The 16832-nt window shown below is 68.3% G+C and carries 13 protein-coding genes; 7 read left to right on the forward strand and 6 right to left on the reverse strand.

The genetic code is table 11. The annotated features are described in order from the left end of the window. Positions 1–114: 114 nt before the first annotated feature. Positions 115–1545 carry a PhoX family protein gene (locus tag CHB84_RS10125; protein WP_245818661.1) on the reverse strand — a complete coding sequence of 477 codons (1431 nt, stop codon included), beginning with the start codon at positions 1543–1545 and terminating at the stop codon, positions 115–117. Between the two features lie 207 nt (positions 1546–1752). Then, positions 1753–2319 carry a GNAT family N-acetyltransferase gene (locus CHB84_RS10130; protein ID WP_089301301.1) on the reverse strand — a complete coding sequence of 189 codons (567 nt, stop codon included), beginning with the start codon at positions 2317–2319 and terminating at the stop codon, positions 1753–1755. Between the two features lie 245 nt (positions 2320–2564). Between CHB84_RS10130 and CHB84_RS10135 the strand changes: the two genes are divergently transcribed. Both CHB84_RS10135 and CHB84_RS10140 read left to right on the forward strand, forming a co-directional pair. Beyond that, positions 2565–2999 carry an SAV_6107 family HEPN domain-containing protein gene (locus tag CHB84_RS10135; RefSeq protein WP_089301302.1) on the forward strand — a complete coding sequence of 145 codons (435 nt, stop codon included), beginning with the start codon at positions 2565–2567 and terminating at the stop codon, positions 2997–2999. Next, positions 2999–3763, forward strand: a complete 765-nt coding sequence (locus CHB84_RS10140; protein WP_089301303.1) for a maleylpyruvate isomerase family mycothiol-dependent enzyme — start codon at positions 2999–3001, stop codon at positions 3761–3763. Before CHB84_RS10135 ends, CHB84_RS10140 begins: the two co-directional genes overlap by 1 nt. Before the next feature lie 37 nt (positions 3764–3800). Here CHB84_RS10140 and def read toward each other — a convergent pair whose 3' ends face one another. From def to CHB84_RS23780, 4 genes are all read right to left on the reverse strand, one after another. After that, complete coding sequence (gene def, locus CHB84_RS10145) at positions 3801–4304, reverse strand: peptide deformylase (RefSeq protein WP_089301304.1); 504 nt, start codon at positions 4302–4304, stop codon at positions 3801–3803. A 150-nt stretch (positions 4305–4454) separates the two neighbouring features. Further along, entirely contained in the window at positions 4455–9056 is a 4602-nt protein-coding gene (locus CHB84_RS10150) for an ATP-dependent helicase (RefSeq protein WP_089301305.1), read from the reverse strand. Positions 9057–9169: 113 nt separating this feature from the next. After that, a complete protein-coding gene (locus CHB84_RS10155; protein ID WP_089301422.1) occupies positions 9170–9907 on the reverse strand; it encodes a LuxR C-terminal-related transcriptional regulator in 738 nt (245 codons plus the stop codon). Positions 9908–10931: 1024 nt separating this feature from the next. Then, positions 10932–11063 carry a hypothetical protein gene (locus tag CHB84_RS23780; protein ID WP_281251745.1) on the reverse strand — a complete coding sequence of 44 codons (132 nt, stop codon included), beginning with the start codon at positions 11061–11063 and terminating at the stop codon, positions 10932–10934. Between the two features lie 120 nt (positions 11064–11183). Here CHB84_RS23780 and CHB84_RS10165 point away from each other — a divergent pair, with 120 nt between their 5' ends. From CHB84_RS10165 to CHB84_RS10185, 5 genes are all read left to right on the forward strand, one after another. Continuing rightward, positions 11184–11384, forward strand: coding sequence for a DUF3046 domain-containing protein (locus CHB84_RS10165; protein WP_089301307.1), 201 nt, complete (start codon positions 11184–11186; stop codon positions 11382–11384). Between the two features lie 236 nt (positions 11385–11620). Beyond that, positions 11621–15079 (forward strand): intein-containing recombinase RecA, encoded by a 3459-nt coding sequence (gene recA / locus CHB84_RS10170; protein ID WP_089301308.1) that lies wholly within the window; start codon positions 11621–11623, stop codon positions 15077–15079. Between the two features lie 8 nt (positions 15080–15087). Next, a complete protein-coding gene (locus CHB84_RS10175; RefSeq protein ID WP_089301309.1) occupies positions 15088–15600 on the forward strand; it encodes a regulatory protein RecX in 513 nt (170 codons plus the stop codon). A gap of 128 nt (positions 15601–15728) precedes the next feature. Beyond that, positions 15729–16028, forward strand: a complete 300-nt coding sequence (locus tag CHB84_RS10180; RefSeq protein WP_089301310.1) for a hypothetical protein — start codon at positions 15729–15731, stop codon at positions 16026–16028. Further along, positions 16025–16828 carry a hypothetical protein gene (locus CHB84_RS10185; protein WP_089301311.1) on the forward strand — a complete coding sequence of 268 codons (804 nt, stop codon included), beginning with the start codon at positions 16025–16027 and terminating at the stop codon, positions 16826–16828. The genes CHB84_RS10180 and CHB84_RS10185 overlap by 4 nt, the downstream gene beginning before the upstream one ends. Positions 16829–16832: the final 4 nt, after the last annotated feature.

Here is a 16832-nt window from a genome sequence, read left to right on the forward strand (position 1 = left end):
GAGGGATCGTGCAGTCCGCCCCGTCGGCAGGGGACGGCTTCGCCGGGAGGGTAGCCGACTGGTCGATGGTCCCCGCCTGACCGGCACAGCGGGGACCATCGACCGCCGGTCACCTCACAGCGCGCCGTGTTGCCACGGACCCCAGATCGCCACCGTGCGGCCGGGGACGTCCGGGTCGCGCGGGTCACCGCTCGTTGATCCCTGCAGGTTGGCGAACAGCACCTTGCCGTCGTGGCTGAACGTCGCCCCGCACCACTCGTCGTTCGAGGGGTCCACACAGAACGGGAACGTCTCGCCGTCGGTCGTGACGCCGAGAAGCTGGGGGTTCGAGCGCCCGGTGTCCTCGCACACCAGCAGCGTTCCCTTGGGTGAGACCGTGATGTTGTCCGGAAAGGACAGTACGGCACGGTCGAACGACTCGTACACCAGGCTCAGCGTGCCGCCGTCCCTTCCGGGGTGCGGGCGGTACTCCCAGATCTGGCCTTCGCCGATATCGCCACCGTTGGTCGAGACCAGGTAGACGGCCTGGTTGCCCCACCAGCACCCCTCCAGGCGGGCGAAGGTCGCGGCGCCGGACGCCAGGCCCTGCCGGTACACGGCCAACGGGTCGATCTCCGCGGTGGCCGGGTCGGGCTCGGCGATGTCCACCCACTCGACAGCCAGGCTCTCGCCCTGCTCCTGGCCCGTCCTGGTGTCGTATCCCGGCGCATCGGAGATCGCGAGCATCTGGAGGGTGCCCGCGGACAGGTCGTTCCGACGGTGGGGGACGAACCGGTAGAAGCCCGCGGTGTTCTGGTCCTCGGTGAGATAGACGATGCCGGTGCGGTGGTCCACGGCTACTGCCTCGTGCACGAACCGCCCGAGCGCGGGCAGCGGCGTCGCCGCGACCGCGCTGTCGGCGCTCGCGTCCACTTCGAACACGTACCCGTGCTCGCGCTCCCAGCCGCCGTGCGTGCCGGCTGTCGTCTCCTCGCAGCTCAACCAGCTTCCCCACGGGGTCGGGCCGCCCGCGCAGTTGACGATCGTGCCTGCCAGCGAGGTCCACACCCCCTCCAGCTCCGGCGCGCCGTGCCGGAAGCCCACCTGGAGCGTGGTGGTACCACCGCCGCCCAGCGAGTCGTAACGATCAGCCTCGTCGCCGGACGGGGTCACCTCCGACGATCCGGTTCGTTCCTCGTGATTGCGTACGAGCCGGTAGCTGCCGCGCGGGCCGCGGAAGGCGGCCATGCCGTCGTGGCCGAGCGGCGTGGTGTGACCGTCGTCCATCGCCGTGCCCGCGAGGCCGAGCAGGGCGAAGTCGAAGCCGTCCGGTAGGTGGAGTTCCTGGCTGTAGCCGGTGACAGGATCCCGGCGCGTGACCGGGCGTAGCCGCCCGTAGCCGCCCTTGCCGGGCCGGGCCGTGGCATCGGCCGGAGGGGCGGCGTTTGCCGCGCGGACAAAGCCGTCCAGCGCTCCGAATCCGAGCGCCATCGCTCCCGTGGCGGCGGCGCCGCGTAGCAGCGTCCTGCGTGAGGGCGTTCCGGGTACCGCATCGTGTTCAGTCACGTGTATCGACTCCCGTGTTCGTGTCCAGCATCTGGGTGGGTGATGGGCAGTTCGGGGCGGATTCGATCCGCCGCCCCCGAACGTAGGAAGTTTCACCCGTCCGTGGGCGAACGCGACGTGAATTCCGTGGTCCGGGTTGCCGACCCACGGGTTGCCCGTCCGTGTCCCGGGGCGGTGACCAGCTGTCGGACGGTACGGTGCGCGGCCCTACAGGGGCAGTTCACGACCGAGGATCGCGAACGGGCGCGGGTCGCCCGCGAAGTGGTGATGCCGCAGTAGCTCCTGGAAGCCGAGCCTGCGGTAGAGGCGCCAGGCCCTTGTGGTGCCCTCCGGGGTGGACAGCAGTACTGCCGGCTCGGCGACACCTGCGAGCAGCGAGCGCAGCAGATTCTCGCCGATCCCGCCCGCCTGGTTGCCCGGCAGCACGTGCAGCTCGGTGAGCTCGAAGTAGTCACCGAGCCAGTACGCCCGGACGTCGTCGGGAACGGCAGCCTCGGCGAACCCCTTGTGTACCTGCTCGTGCCACCACTGGCCGCGCTGGCCGCGGTAGCCGTAGGCTAGGCCGACGAGCCCGTCATCGCTGTCCAGAGCCACGACGTTGCGCCAGCCGTCCCGCAGCATGTGGGCCAGCCACATCGGCGCACGCAGCTCGGCCGTGCCGACCGAGTAGCCCATGGCCGCGGTGTAGACGCCGAGTGCCTCCGTCAGCCGGGCGCGGAACTCCTCGGGGGAGAGCTGGACCAATCGAGCTGACCTCGATGACATCGCTGTCATGCCCGCCCTCCTCGTCGGTGTGCTGGCAACAGGGCCGTCGTGTTCCCAGCGTAGGCGACCGAGTGGCCGGAGGCGATGCAGCGCGCCGCTGCCGGGGGCGAGGTAACCGTAAATCGAACGCACGTGCGACTTGAGCGCGATGACGCGCGGGGTTATGCTGAACGGGAGATCGAACAGCAGTTCGACTGCCGGTGGGGTAATCGTTCCGGCAGGCGGCGGTGGTCGTGTCGGCGGAAGGAATTCGCATGTCACGTGTGGGCGCATCACCCGAGGCGAGTGGCGTCACCGGGGGCGGGGCGGCTCCGCGGGTCGCGCCGATGGCGCTGACTCTTAGCTCGCAGGCCGATCGGCGCCTGACCAGCGCTGCCTGGCAGGCCGATCCCGTTGAGCGGTTCACAGGGGCCTACATCGCGGGTCTGCGTGCTGCCGCTGCGGTGTTGGCCGCGCGCGGCAGGCCGCATCGCGGTCGCGCGCGGCCGACCAGCGTGTGGACCCTGCTGAGCAGCGTGGCTCCGGAGCTGTCCGACTGGGCAGGATACTTCGCCGCGCAGTCCGGCACGTATGCCGCCGCGCAGGCAGGGATCGGTCACCGGGTCACGGCGGCGGCTGCGGACGATCTGCTGCAGCACGCGGGCCGGTTTCTCGGGGTGGTCGAGCGGCAGCTCGGCAGGAGCGGTTGATGTCGGCTCAGGCGACCATCGAGCACCGCCGCTACCTCGAGACGTTGCGTGTCGAGGCGGAGCTGCTCGCGGACACGGCCGCCGGTGCCCGGCACGAGGCGCGCGTACCGTCGTGCCCCGGGATGGCGCTCGGGGAGACGGTGCGCCACGTCGGCAGCGTGTACCGCGTGGTGCGCGCGTGGCTCGCCGAAGGCACGCGCCCCGAGCAGTGGCAGCGTGACCCGCGTGACGGGGAGTCCGTCGAGGACTACCTGCGAGCCGGCCTGTCGGAGCTGCTCCCGGAGCTCGACGTCGCCGATCCCGAGGCCCCGGTGGACACCTGGTGGCCTGCGGACCGCACCGTCGGGTTCTGGCAGCGGCGCATGGCGCACGAGACCACGATCCACCGGGTAGACGTGCAGTCGGCTGCCGGCGTGCCGGTACGCGAGATCCCGGAGGATGTCGCTCTGGACGGCATCGACGAGGTGCTGCACGTGTGGTTCGGGCACCGGCTGGGACAGCTGGGGGTCACCGGGACACGAGAGGGCACGGTCGGGCTGCATGCGGGCGACCGGGCATGGTGGGTGCGTGCGGACCCGACACAGAGCACGGTCCGGCGCGTGGACGCCCGGGACGCGGGGAACGTCGACGCGCGTGTCCATGGTTCGGCGGAGCGGGTCTACCTGTGGTTGTGGGGCAGGACGCCGACCACCGAGGTGACAACGGAAGGTGACGTCGACGCGGTCGCACAGCTCTGGGCGCTGCTACGGCTGGCCACCCGCTGACGGCTCGGAGAGCGCTCGGGAAGGGGACTGTGCTCGCTCAGTGGCGCTGCCAGAACCACGTCGTCTTCCGGGTGAGTCCGAGTGCTTGCTTGCGGCTTTCGGTGTTCAGCCGGTCGAGGTAGAGCAGGCCGTCGAGATGGTCGACCTCGTGCTGCAGGCATTGCGCCAGTACTCCGGTGCCCTCGACCGTGACCGGCTCGTTGCGCAGGTCCACGCCTCGCACGACCGCTCGCGTGGCGCGGGGTACGGCGAAGGACAGCTCGGGTACCGACAGGCACGCCTCGTCCATCTCCCGGATCTCCTCGGATACCTCCACCAGCTCCGGGTTGAGGACATAGCCGACGGTGTCGTGATCGTGGTAGCTGAACGCGCGCAGGTTCACCCCGATCTGCGGTGCGGCCAGGCCCGCCCTGCCCGGAAGGCGGACCGTGTCGAGCAGGTCGTCGACGAGGGACTCGGTGGCTGCGTCGAACCTCGTGACCGGATCGGACACGGTCTTCAGCACCGGATCGCCGAAATACCGCAGGTTCCGTACCGCCATCCCGTCGCCTCCCGAGGACCTCGCACCGTTCGACCGGTTCGCATGCCGTGCCGCACCGTCCGCCTGATGGGCCTCACCGCCACCGGTCGCGCATACTGTACTAGCTTCGCGACCCGCCCTCGGCACGGTCGCCGGACCCGCGACGGCGCCCTATGGCCTTCGCAGCCGCAGTCCCTGCGGGGTGGTGCGGAAACCAGCCTCGTGGAACGCCGCGGCCAGGGGCGATGTCAGCGCGTAGGCTCCGTCGACCTGGCGCACGGACAGGGTGCCGAGCATCCCGGAACGGACCGCATCGGCGAGCGCGCTCGCCGCGGTGCGCACCGCGTGCTCGCTCGTGGTGAAGGTCAGTACGGACCGCCCGCCGCGCTCGATGTAGAGCACCAGCTCGCCGTCGACCTGCACGGTGAGGCTCCCGGCCTTGCGCGCCGGGCGGTGGCCGGTCACGCCCGCAGGCTCGGGCCAGGGCAGCGCAGCTCCGTACGGCTGCGCGGGATCGGCGGCTGCCAGCACGATCGCCTCGGCAGGCCGGCCGGGGGATCGAGGGCCCGCGAACCCGCGCAGCCGATCCGCGGCACCTCGCGCGGCGAACTGGGCTGCGCCGAGCCCGTCCACGATATACCCGCGAATCACATGCCCGGCATCTTCCATCTCCCGCAGCACCGGATAGATCGCCGCCAACCCGCCGACCGTTCCCTCTGCCTCCAGCGCTCCCCGGGTGAGTACGCCGTGCCGTTCCAGAAACGCCTCGGTTCGCGCGTGTGCACGCCGGGTGGTGTCGGCGGACCGGCTCGGCACGAGTGCCCACCTGCCGGAGGTCGCGGGTTGCGAGGCGTGCCCCGGGGCGACGCGACCGGCCCGCAGCCGCGCGTAACGCCCGCGTGGCCGTGCGGAGCGTGCCTTGTGCGTGGTGCCGCGCCCCTCCAGCCGCGCACGCAGCGGGGCCACGCTGTCGGACGTCACCTGACCGGCCCAGGTCAGGTCCCAGAGTGCCGCGGCGATCTCGTCCTCCGATGCGGTTGCGCAACCGCGGCCGCGGACGCCGTCGACGAGCTGCCTGAAGAACTGGGCCCCGCCGTCGAGAGTGGACACAACGGCCGCGTGCACGGGGCTGTCCGGTGCTGCGTCCGCGGCGTCGGGAAGCAGGAGGTCGGCGAGGTCGGCAGGGGCGAGCGCGACCCAGCCGTCGGACCCGGGGAGTGATCCGCAACCGGTCCAGACGACCTCGCCGGACGCGGTGAGCTCATCGAGGGTGCGCTCGGAGTATCCGGGCAGGCGAGCGGGCAGTACCAGCGTCTCCAGCGCACTGGCCGGGATGGGGGCACCGGCCAGTTGCTCGACGCAGGCCAGCACGTCGTCGCTGCCCGGCGTGGTGTGCGGTGCCCGCGCGGTGCTCGTCACCCCGTGCCACGCGGGCAGGAACCTCGCGAGCGCGGTGGTGTCCACCGGCTCGACCTCGGCCCGCGCGCGTGCGAGGCACGCGCGGCGGATGCGGCGCAGGATGGCCGCGTCGCAGTAGTCGGGCTCGCCGGTTGCGGGGCCGGCCTCGCCGGTCCGGGTGGGGCGCAGCTCACCGCGCACCAGCTGCGCCGTGTGCGCCAGCTCGTCGAGTGCCGCCCGAGCGGTGCCCTGTTCGAGGCCGAAGCGGGCCGCGACCTCGGCAGCGGTGAACGGTCCCCGGCGTCGCGCGTGCCTGGCAAGCAGCTCGTGCAATGGCTGCTGGCCGGCATCCAGGAACACCTCGGGCACATCGGAGGGCAGCACGGCGCCCAGCGCCTGGTGGACCCTGCCGGCATCCTCGACCGCGAGGTAGCGCTCCTGCCCGGCGATCCGGACCCGGATCGCGCGATGCGCGCGCTCCAGCTCGGCCAACCAGACCGGCTCGACACCACGCGCGGCCGCCTCCCCTTCGGTGAGGTCCCCGAGCACGCGCAGCAGGTCGGCGGCACCCTCGGCATCGCGGGCGTGCCGGTCGGGATGCAGCGACTGCAGGGACTCCTCGATCTCGTCGATGATGTCGGGGTCGAGCAGATCGCGTAGCGACTCGCCGCCGACGAGCTCACCGAGCAGGGACGTGTCCAGCGCCAGCGCGGCCGCCTTTCGTTCGGCGATGGGGGTGTCGGTGTTGTAGAGGAAGGTCGCCACGTAGTCGAACAGCAGGCTGCGCGCGAAGGGGGAGGGGCCTGCAGTGTCCACTTCGATCACACGGGTGCGTCGCGCGGCGATGTCGCGCATCAGCTCGCGCAGGCCGGGCAGGTCGTAGACGTCCTGCAAGCATTCCCGCATGGCCTCGAGCACCACGGGGAAGCGGGGATAGCCGGAGGCCACGTCGAGCAGTTGCGAGGAACGCTGGCGCTGCTGCCACAGCGGCATGCGCTTGGCGGGGTCGCGGCGCGGGAACAGCAGCGAGCGTGTCGCGCACTCCCGGAACCGGGCCGCGAACAGTGCGCTGGAGGAGACCTCCTCCGTTACCGTGTGCTCCACGGTGTCCGGGTCGAGCAACACCTCCTGCGCCGATGCGGGTAACCCGGTCGCGGTGGCAGTGCCGTCCGGGCTGTACGACTCGGTGTCGGGCAGGCGCAGCACGATCCCGTCGTCGGAGTGCGCGACCTGCGCGTCGAGCCCACGGCTGTCCCGCAGTCCTGCGGCGATAACCAGCGCCCACGGGGCGTTCACCCGCGCCCCGAACGGCGAGTGCACGACCACACGCCAGTCACCGAGCTCGTCCCTGAACCGTTCGATCACGACGGTGTGGTCGTCCGGCACGTGACCGGTGGCCGCGCGTTGCTCGGCGAGGTAGGCCAGCAGGTTCTCGCTCGCCCAGTGGTCCATGCCCGCGCGGGTCAGGCGCCCGCGCGCGTCGTCACCGCCGAGCGCGGTCAGCTCGCGTACGAAGGCGCCGAGCGCGACGCCGAGCTCGCGGGGCCGGGCAGGCGCGTCACCCTTCCAGAACGGCATACGAGCGGACTCTCCAGGGGCCGGGACCACCTCCACACGGTCATGGGTGATGTCGGTGATGCGCCAGGAGGTCGTACCGAGCAGGATCCTGTCACCCACCCGCGACTCGTAGACCATCTCCTCGTCGAGCTCGCCGACCTTGTTACCCCGGCCGCTCGCGGGGTCGGGCGTGCGTACCGAGTACAGGCCTCGATCCGGGATGGTGCCCCCAGAGGTGACCGCGAGCCGCTGGGCACCGGGCCTGCCGAGCAGCGTTCCGCGCGCCCGGTCCCAGGTGATCCTTGGTCGCAGGTCGGCGAACTCGGTGCTGGGATACCGGCCCGCCAGCATGTCGAGCACGGCGTGCAGCGCGTCGTCCGGCAGTTCGTGGAAGGGCGCGGCCGCGCGCACCACTCGCGCGAGCTCCTCGACGGTCCATTCGCGCTCGGCCACCATCGCCACGATCTGCTGCGCGAGCACGTCCAGGGGGTTGCGGGGGTAGTGCAGGGACTCGATGGCGCCCGCGGCCATCCGTTCTGCCACCACAGCGCACGGCACGAGGTCGCCCCGGAAACGGGGGAAGACCACGCCGGAGGACGCGGCCCCGACGTGGTGTCCGGCCCGCCCCACGCGCTGCAGCCCGGAAGCCACCGTGGGCGGGGCCTCCACCTGGACCACCAGGTCGACGGCGCCCATGTCGATGCCGAGCTCCAGCGAGGACGTGGCCACGACGCACGGCAGCTCGCCGGACTTGAGCTGCGTCTCGACGGCGGTGCGCTGCTCGCGTGCCATGGAACCGTGGTGGGAGCGCGCGATGGTCTGCTCGGCTGTGCCCGCTGTGAGGCCGGACTGGCCGATCGCCTCCGCGGGGATGCGCTGCCCTTCCGGCCAGCCGGTGCGCTCCTGGTGGAGCTCGTTGAGCCGGGCGGTGAGGCGCTCGGCGACCCTGCGGGAGTTGGCGAACACGATCGTCGACCGGTGCTGCGTGATCAGGTCGAATATGCGCCGTTCGACGGCGGGCCAGATGGACCGGGTGTGCTCGTCGAGCGTCGTCATGTCCGTTACAGGTACCTCGACGGTGAGGTCCACGGACTTGCCCGCGGGCGGGTCGACGACCCGTACGGGCCGCCCTCCCGTGAGGAACGTGCTGACCTCGTCGACGGGGCGCACCGTCGCGGACAGCCCGATGCGGCGCGCGGGCGCCTGGTCGTTGGCTCCGGAATGGCGGAGGTGTTCGAGGCGCTCCAGCGACAATGCGAGATGGGCGCCCCGTTTGGTGCCTGCGACGGCGTGGACCTCGTCGACGATGACCGTGTCCACGCCGCGGAGGTTCTCCCGCGCGTTCGAGGTGAGTAGCAGGAACAGTGACTCGGGCGTGGTGACCAGGATGTCGGGTGGGTTGGTGCGGAAGGCGCGCCGCTGGGACGCGGGTGTGTCCCCGGTGCGGATGCCGACGCCGATCTCGCGCGAGGGAGTCCCCAGCAGCTCGGCGTGTTCGGCGATGCCGTCGAGCGGGGCTCGTAGGTTGCGCTGCACGTCGACGGCCAGGGCTTTGATCGGGGAGACGTACAGCACGCGGCACCTGTAGGCCGGATCGCTCGGGCGTGCCGTGGTCAGCAGGTGGTCGAGGGCCCACAGGAAGGCGGCCAGTGTCTTGCCCGAGCCGGTCGGGGCGATCACCAGGGAGTGCTGGTGCTCGGCCGCTGCGCGCCACGCACCGTCCTGAGCGGCCGTCGGCGCCGTGAAGGTGCTCGTGAACCAGGCACGGGTGGCTGCGGAGAAGCCCGCGAGGGGATCGCCGGTTGCCTTCTCGCCCATGCGCCCATCCTCACGTACGACACCGACGGTGCGCGCGTCAGCACGGGCGCTCGGGGTGCACGTCGAGGCGTCGCGTCACGGCGTGCGGCGCGTGCGGCCTGGACCAGCTCTCGTCACGGCAGGAGTCCTATCCGCCGCGCGGTATGCACAGCCTGCATTCGCGTGTGGCAGTCGAGCTTGTGCAGGACACTGCGCATGTAGCTCTTGACCGTCTCCAACCGCAGCCCGAGTGCGTTTCCGGCTTCGGCGTTCGTCTTGCCGATTGCCACCATGGACAGCACATCGAGCTCCCTGCGGGACAGCTGGACCGTCTCGGAAGGCGACGCGTTGTCGAGATTCGCCCGCAGGGCGTCGCACGCCGCGTCGATACGGGTGCTCAGGTTCGCGTCGTCCAGGTCGTGCACCAGTGCCCGGAGCTCGGCGTGTGCCTGCCGCACGTACTCGCGGTCCCTCGAGTCCGGGGTAGGAACCTGATTTCCGGGAGTCGTGTGCTCGGTCAGCGCCGCGATCCGGCGGTCGACTTCCTCGCGCACGGCGATGTCCTGTTCGAGCTCGCGGGCCGACTCGACGACCGCATTGATCGTACGGTCGCCGAGCGGAACCGGCTGCCGGATCGCCCCGTAGAGGACGGCGCGCACGTTCCGCCGGACAATCACGGGTACGGCGAGTATCGAGCGTATCCCTTCCTCTCGGACCGGGCCGTCGAAATGGTGCGTGATCACCCTTGCCACCTCGTAATCGGTGACCGTGACCGGCCGGCGAAGCTCGATGGCGCGGCCGCCGAGCCCCTGACCCGACTTGACCGTCAGGCCGTACAGCGAGTCGGTTGTCGTCCCCACCAACTCGCTCATGTGCAGCTCGGAACCTGCGGAGACAGTGCCGCCGAACGCGAGGGGCAGCCCGGCGGTCCCCGGTAGCTTCTGCAATGTTCGGCGGGTTTCGTGCTGAGAAGTGCGGTGTTCAGTGACATTCGAGGAGGACAAGACCGGATCTACCTCCTTTGCGTGCTTATCACCCACGTCCGGGGTAGTTGGGTATCGGAATAATACACATAGCAACCAGGGTGATCGACTTCACCCGAAGTTAACGAGGGTATAGCAGGAGGAATTCGCGCAATAGGGACTGTAAGTGTTCATCAATGTGACACTGAGTGATGCGGCGACCTTCTCGGCATTCGCCTGACATAGCGCCCTGACCTGGGCGAGCCGGTGCGGATTTGCGCGAATGTGAGCGTAACACAATTTCCGCTACAGCGCGTGCTCAATGGTCATTCTATCGGGTGATAATGTCATAGATTCGTGTATCGAGCGAAACTTGATCACTCCTGGTCAGGTGCGTTGCGTGTGTGGAACCACGCAGCGCACACGATCTATGCATCGCGCGGGCTGCCTCCGGGATCGGGGCGTCGACTGCGTTGTATCTGTCCGTCGCAGGCCGGGACGGTTACTCACGAGTCGGCTGGCGGAAGCCTTCCGCAGGGACGTTCGCGACGGGAGACGGGAGGACCTCGGGGCATCCGTCTCCCGCGCCTTGCGGCCGGATCCCACCCGGTTCGAACCCAACCCGCACCGCCGGGACAGGCCTCACCCGCGCAGAGCGGTCCGGTTCCCGTGACGCCGCAGCACCCCACTGCAGGTCTATCGGGACCACCGGACGCCGCCGCGTTCCCGGCGTACCCGGGACCGCCCGAGTCCGGAGGGTCGTCGCCGCGGCGGGGGAGGAGTACGGTCCCGCCGTCACATGCGCGACTCCGGGTCCGGCCGGCGCGCAGGTGACCTGCGTGCACGCGGACTCGCAGGAGGACGCCGAGCTTTTCGCCGGGGACCTGGTCGGCTCGGCCGGTGGCCAGGAGCAGGTCCAGGCGGACTGGCGGGGCTACTTGTCGCGGTCCCGCATGTTCCGCCACGCGATGACCACAAGGGTCAGCGTGGCCAGGATGGCGGCGAGACTGGCGAGCTCGAGGGCGAGCGGGCCCCAGTCGGGTACGTCCATCTGATCGGGTAGCACGCCCCGACCGTACCGGCGAGGCGGGGGCACAGGCGCGTGCTGGTACCCGCAGGCCGGGGTGCGCGGCTCGGACCGTGGTCGGTGCGGCACGGTCGTGCGGGATCATTAAGGTAGTTGGCGATGCGACGCACGGTGTTCCGGCGCCTGATGGCCGCCGAGTTCGGAGAGGTACGGGCGGAGACGCTCGCCGCCGACTATGTGCTCGGCCGCCTGGACGGGCGGACGGTGGATCAGGCGCTGGCCGATGGGGTGCCTGCCAAGCAGGTATGGCGGGCGGTGTGCGCGGAGTTCGAGGTGCCGCTGGACCGTCAAGAGATCTGACGGCCGGCGGGATGATGCGCGAACGGGATGCGTCACCGGTAGTCGGGGACCCGGCGAATAGGCCGGTACATCGGCGTGTCGTATGGTGTCGAACGAATGTTCGCCTATGATGGGTTCGCGAGCAGGGCTACCGGCCACGGAGCGCCGCACGAGGTCGGGAACTGTCGGTCCCGCACCGTAGCGTTGGCCTCGACGCGCCCCCAGTAAACGGCTTCACATCAGCGAGGTGGGTTTCCATGGCAGCACCGGATCGGGACAAGGCACTCGAGCTGGCCATTGCGCAGATCGACAAGCAGTACGGCAAGGGCTCGGTGATGCGTCTCGGCGAGGACCAGCGCGCGTCCGTCGGGGCGATTCCGACCGGAGCCATCGGGCTGGATGTGGCCCTGGGCCTCGGCGGCTTGCCGCGTGGCCGGGTCGTCGAGGTGTTCGGCCCGGAGAGCAGCGGTAAGACCACGGTCGCGCTGCACGCGGTCGCCAACGCGCAGGCGGCAGGAGGGATCGCGGCGTTCATCGACGCCGAGCACGCCCTGGACCCGGAGTACGCCAAGGCGCTCGGCGTGGACACCGACGCACTGCTTGTCTCTCAGCCGGACACCGGGGAGCAGGCGCTGGAGATCGCGGACATGCTGATCCGCTCGGGCGCGCTGGACATCGTGGTCATCGACTCGGTCGCCGCGCTCGTGCCGCGCGCCGAGATCGAGGGCGAGATGGGGGACTCGCACGTGGGGCTGCAGGCGCGGCTGATGAGTCAGGCGCTGCGGAAGCTGACATCGGCACTGCACAACTCGGGCACCATGGCGCTGTTCATCAACCAGCTCCGGGAGAAAGTCGGTGTGATGTTCGGGTGTGGATCTTGGTACACAAACGTCACACTGGCTGATGGTACGCAAGAGAAGCTCGGCAAGATCGTCAACCAGAAGATGGATGTCGAGGTCATGTCGTATGACCCTGACAGTGGGAATGTCGTCCCCCGTCGCGTCGTGAACTGGTTCAATAACGGTAGAGCCGATGAATTTCTCCACTTCAAGGTCGACCGTCCCGGTGGTGGAACAGGACGCGGCCACGCAAGTCTGGCGATGACTCGTAATCACCTCATCCGTACTCCTGGGGGCTGGCGCGAAGCAGAGGACATCCGAGTGGGAGAACGGGTGATGCTCGCTCAGCCATGCTTCCTCAGTGACCAGCAGTGGCAGGTCATACTTGGCTCTCTTATGGGAGACGGGAACTTGTCTCGTCCAGTGCGCCAAGACTCGGAGAGCGCCAGGTTCCGTATGGGCCATGGTGCTGAACAGTCAGAGTACTTGCGCTGGAAGCTCTCGTTGATGGAGAACATTCCACATAGCTGGACAACGAACAGCAAGGACGCGGTGTTCGCTGATTTCACACCGCTCGCCGAGCTGTCGGAGTTGAGGGAGGCCGTCTACTTCGGTGACGGGAAGAAGCACCTGTCCTGGGACTACCTCAAAGCGCTCACACCACTCTCGCTCGCTATCTGGTATATGGACGACGGCTGCTTTACCGTCCGCTCGAAGGGCGCCCAGCAGCGTACCGCCGGTGGTAGCGGGCGCGCGGAGATCTGCGTTGCAGCATTTGGCGAAGGCTCACAGGAGCGTCTAGTCGACTACCTTCGCGATACCTACGATCTGGATGTGAAGCTCACCCGTCGAGGTGCGCGACAGGTGCCCGTGCTGCAGTTCACCACAGCAGCCACAGCACAGTTCCAAGAGCTCATCGCGCCCTATGTTCACCCGTCCATGGAATACAAGCTCCTCCCTCGGCTCCGTGGCCAGTTTGATGTAACGCACAAGTTTGTCGACTCGACGTTGCAGCTCATGCCGGCTCGGGTGACCGAGATCACTTGTAAGACGGACTACCCGATCATGAGTCGCTATGACATCGAGATCGAGGGATCGCACAACTACTTCGCCGACGGCGTGATGGTGCACAACTCACCTGAGACGACGACCGGTGGTAAGGCGTTGAAGTTCTACGCCTCAGTGCGGCTGGATGTCCGGCGTATCGAGACGTTGAAGGACGGCGGGGAACCGGTCGGTAACCGCACCCGGGTCAAGGTCGTGAAGAACAAGTGCTTGGCTGAGGGAACGCGTGTGTTCGATCCGGTGACCGGATTGACACATCGCATCGAGGATGTGGTGGACGAGCGCAAACCGATCCACGTGGTCGCGGCTGCGAAGGACGGCACGCTGCATACGCGGCCTGTCGTCTCGTGGTTCGATCAAGGTGAGCAGGAGGTGGTCGGCCTCCGTGTCGCCGGGGGGAGCACCATCTGGGCAACGCCTGACCACAAGGTGCTGACAGAGCGCGGATGGTGCCTGGCGGGCGAGCTGCAGCGCGGCGATCGCGTGGCCCAGCCGCGCCGGTTCGACGGGTTCGGCGACGGTGAGCCCGTTGCACCGGATCATGCCCGTCTACTCGGCTATCTGATCGGTGACGGCTACGTGGGGGGCAAGACCCCGATCAACTTCATCAATGTCGAAGAGACACTCATCGACGATGTCAAGCAGATCGCGGCGGGGCTCGGGTGTGACGCTCACCCGCAAGGGCGGATCTCGCTCGCGATCAGTCACCGGCCAGGCGAGCGAAATGGTGTCCTCGAACTGTGCCGCCAGGCGGGCATTCACGGCAAGCTTGCGTGGGAGAAGAGCGTTCCGGAGTGGTGCTTCGAGACCGATGTCTCCGCCGAGGTGGTGGGGAACCTTCTCTTCGGGTTGTTCGAATCCGATGGATGGGTGAGTCGAGAGCAGACCGGAGCGCTCCGGGTGGGGTTCACGACGACCTCGGAACAGTTGGCCCACCAGATTCACTGGTTGCTGCTACGGTTCGGCATCGTCAGCGCCGTTCGGGAGTACGACCCGACACAGAAGCGCCCCAGTGTTATCGATGGGCGCCGTGTCAAGGGCAAGCGGCCGACATTCGAGGTGCGTGTCGCCGGTATGGACAACGTCACGCTCTTTGCCGACTCCATTCCGCTGTGGGGGCCCCGTGGCACGGCCCTGGCGCAGGCGATACCGGACAGCCTGGAAGGAAGGCGACGGCGCGGTTCGCAGGCAGGATACCTGTCGACCGAGGCGATGACGCCCGTGCTCGAGTACCTGGATCAGCGTGGGCTGACCGCTGATGAAGCAGCGCAGATGATCGGTTCCTGTGCTGGTAACCCACGGGGCGGGATGAGGCAGGTGTTGGGCCAGTACCGCATCCGTAGGGACAGGCTCGAAGCTCTCGCCGATGCCCTGGACGACGAGTTCCTCCACGACATACTCGCCGAAGACGTGCGCTACGCGGTGATTCGCGAGGTACTTCCAGTGAAGCGGGCTCGCACCTTCGACATCGAGGTCGAGGAGCTGCACACCTTTGTCGCCGAGGACATCGTGGTGCACAACTGCGCACCCCCCTTCAAGCAAAGTGAGTTCGACATACTTTACGGCAAGGGAATCTCCCGTGAGGGTTCCTTGATCGACATGGGTGTTGAGCACGGGATCCTGCGCAAGTCCGGTGCCTGGTACACCTACGAGGGCGATCAGCTCGGGCAGGGTAAGGAGAACGCGCGCCGTTTCCTGTCCGACAACCCGGACATCGCCAACGAGGTCGAGAAGCGGATCAAGGAGAAGATGGGCATCGGAGCGTCGGCGGAGGACGGCGATGACTCCGCTCCCGCCCCAGTGGAGTTCTGACACGGGTCATGTCCGGTCCTGATGACGGTGCGGCGGCTGCCGGGGACAGTTTCCGGCAAGTCAAGGACATCTGCCTCCGGCGGCTCGCCGCACGACCCCGTACCAGGGCGGAGCTGCGCGACGCGGTGGCACGTAAGGGGTTCGACGGTGACGTGATCGAGCAGGTGCTCGACAAGCTCGAAGCCGCCCGCCTGATCGACGATGCCGACTTCGCCGCGACCTGGGTGCGTTCCCGGCAGACCCACCAGGGTCTGGGACGTCGCGCGCTCCGCGCCGAACTGCTGCGCAAGGGCGTGCCCAAGGAGATCGCCGACGAGGCCGTCAGCGGGGTCGAAGAGGGCGACGAGGAGGAACGCGCGCGGGCGCTCGTGCGCAAGAAGCTGCCGTCGTTGCAACGAGTCGACTCCACTACCGCACTGCGGCGTGTCGTCACCATGCTCGCTCGCAAGGGCTACCCGGAAGGGCTCTCGTACACCGTGGCAAGCGAGGAACTCGGGGTGCTCGGCGAACGCGGAATGTGACTGTGGTCTCATTGAGCCCGCACGATGTGGCTCTTGTCACAGAGATGCGATCAAGGCAAAGTTGACCTTGAAGCACCGTCGGCGCAGGGAGCGCCGTAGGTGTCACGAGCGGGCAGGGAGGTGTCGAGATGACACGAGGCGAGATCGCGGAGTTCCGGCGAACCCTCAGTGAGCTGCGCCAGTGCGTTGGTGCGCTCCGTAGCCGGTACGGGGACGCACCGGCGGTACGGCGGCTGGTCAACGACGTGGAACGGCTCAACATCGACGTCGAGGAGTTCGAGGGCTCCGGAAGCGATCGGGTGGCGCCGCCGAGGACGCCCGCTGACCGCTCTGAAGTGGTAGTGGTGCCCGACACACCGTACGACCCGTCCTTGTGGGAGGATGCGGACGACGAAGGTGTCGGCGGCTACCACGGAAAGCGCTTGTGAGTACAGACACAGGAGTTCACGCACCCCCGCGAGCACGTTTACCGGTCTCCACGCTGCGGAACGACCGATGGTGGGTACCGCAGGTCCTCACCATCGCCGGACTGTCGATCTTCGTGATCTACGCGACGGTCCGGGTCTTCCTGCAGCAGAACTACTGGGTGGAGGAGTACCACTACCTCACGCCGTTCTACTCGCCCTGCATCTCGACGGGGTGTGTCGACGGGGCGGCGCACTTCGGCAGGTTCATCCCTGATCATGCGCTGATCCCGTACGCGGCGCTCAGTCTGCCGTTCCTGCTGCTGTTCCGGCTGACCTGCTACTACTACCGCAAGGCCTACTACCGGTCCTTCTGGCTGGCTCCGCCCGCCTGCGCCGTGCCCGAGCCGCACGCGCGGTACACCGGCGAGACGCGGTTCCCGCTGATCTTGCAGAACATCCACCGGTACTTCTTCTACCTGGCCTTCGCCATCACGATCATCAATACCTACGACATGCTGCTGGCCTTCCAGACCGCCGACGGCGGGTTCGGGCTCGGGCTCGGCAACGTGATCCTGGTGGTCAACGTGGTCATGTTGTGGCTGTACACGCTGTCATGCCACTCGTGCCGGCACGTGATGGGCGGCCGGCTGAAGAACTTCTCCAAGCACCCCGTGCGGTACCGGATGTGGACCAGAATCTCCGCGCTGAACACCCGTCACATGGAGTTCGCGTGGATCTCGCTCGGCACGCTGATGCTGGTCGACCTGTACGTCATGCTTGTGGCGAGCGGGACCATCACGGACCTGCGATTCATCGGGTGAGTGC

The sequence above is a fragment of the Haloechinothrix alba genome (assembly GCF_900188115.1).
GTDB lineage: Bacteria > Actinomycetota > Actinomycetes > Mycobacteriales > Pseudonocardiaceae > Haloechinothrix > Haloechinothrix alba.

Excerpts from the sequence above, each read along its gene's own strand:
- CHB84_RS10130 (WP_089301301.1), bottom strand. The coding sequence starts at position 2,319 with ATGACAGCGATGTCATCGAGGTCAGCTCGATTGGTCCAGCTCTCCCCC.
- CHB84_RS10135 (WP_089301302.1), top strand. The coding sequence starts at position 2,565 with ATGTCACGTGTGGGCGCATCACCCGAGGCGAGTGGCGTCACCGGGGGC.
- CHB84_RS10140 (WP_089301303.1), top strand. The coding sequence starts at position 2,999 with ATGTCGGCTCAGGCGACCATCGAGCACCGCCGCTACCTCGAGACGTTG.
- def (WP_089301304.1), bottom strand. The coding sequence starts at position 4,304 with ATGGCGGTACGGAACCTGCGGTATTTCGGCGATCCGGTGCTGAAGACC.
- CHB84_RS10150 (WP_089301305.1), bottom strand. The coding sequence starts at position 9,056 with ATGGGCGAGAAGGCAACCGGCGATCCCCTCGCGGGCTTCTCCGCAGCC.
- CHB84_RS10155 (WP_089301422.1), bottom strand. The coding sequence starts at position 9,907 with ATGAGCGAGTTGGTGGGGACGACAACCGACTCGCTGTACGGCCTGACG.
- CHB84_RS10165 (WP_089301307.1), top strand. The coding sequence starts at position 11,184 with ATGCGACGCACGGTGTTCCGGCGCCTGATGGCCGCCGAGTTCGGAGAG.
- recA (WP_089301308.1), top strand. The coding sequence starts at position 11,621 with ATGGCAGCACCGGATCGGGACAAGGCACTCGAGCTGGCCATTGCGCAG.
- CHB84_RS10175 (WP_089301309.1), top strand. The coding sequence starts at position 15,088 with ATGTCCGGTCCTGATGACGGTGCGGCGGCTGCCGGGGACAGTTTCCGG.
- CHB84_RS10180 (WP_089301310.1), top strand. The coding sequence starts at position 15,729 with ATGACACGAGGCGAGATCGCGGAGTTCCGGCGAACCCTCAGTGAGCTG.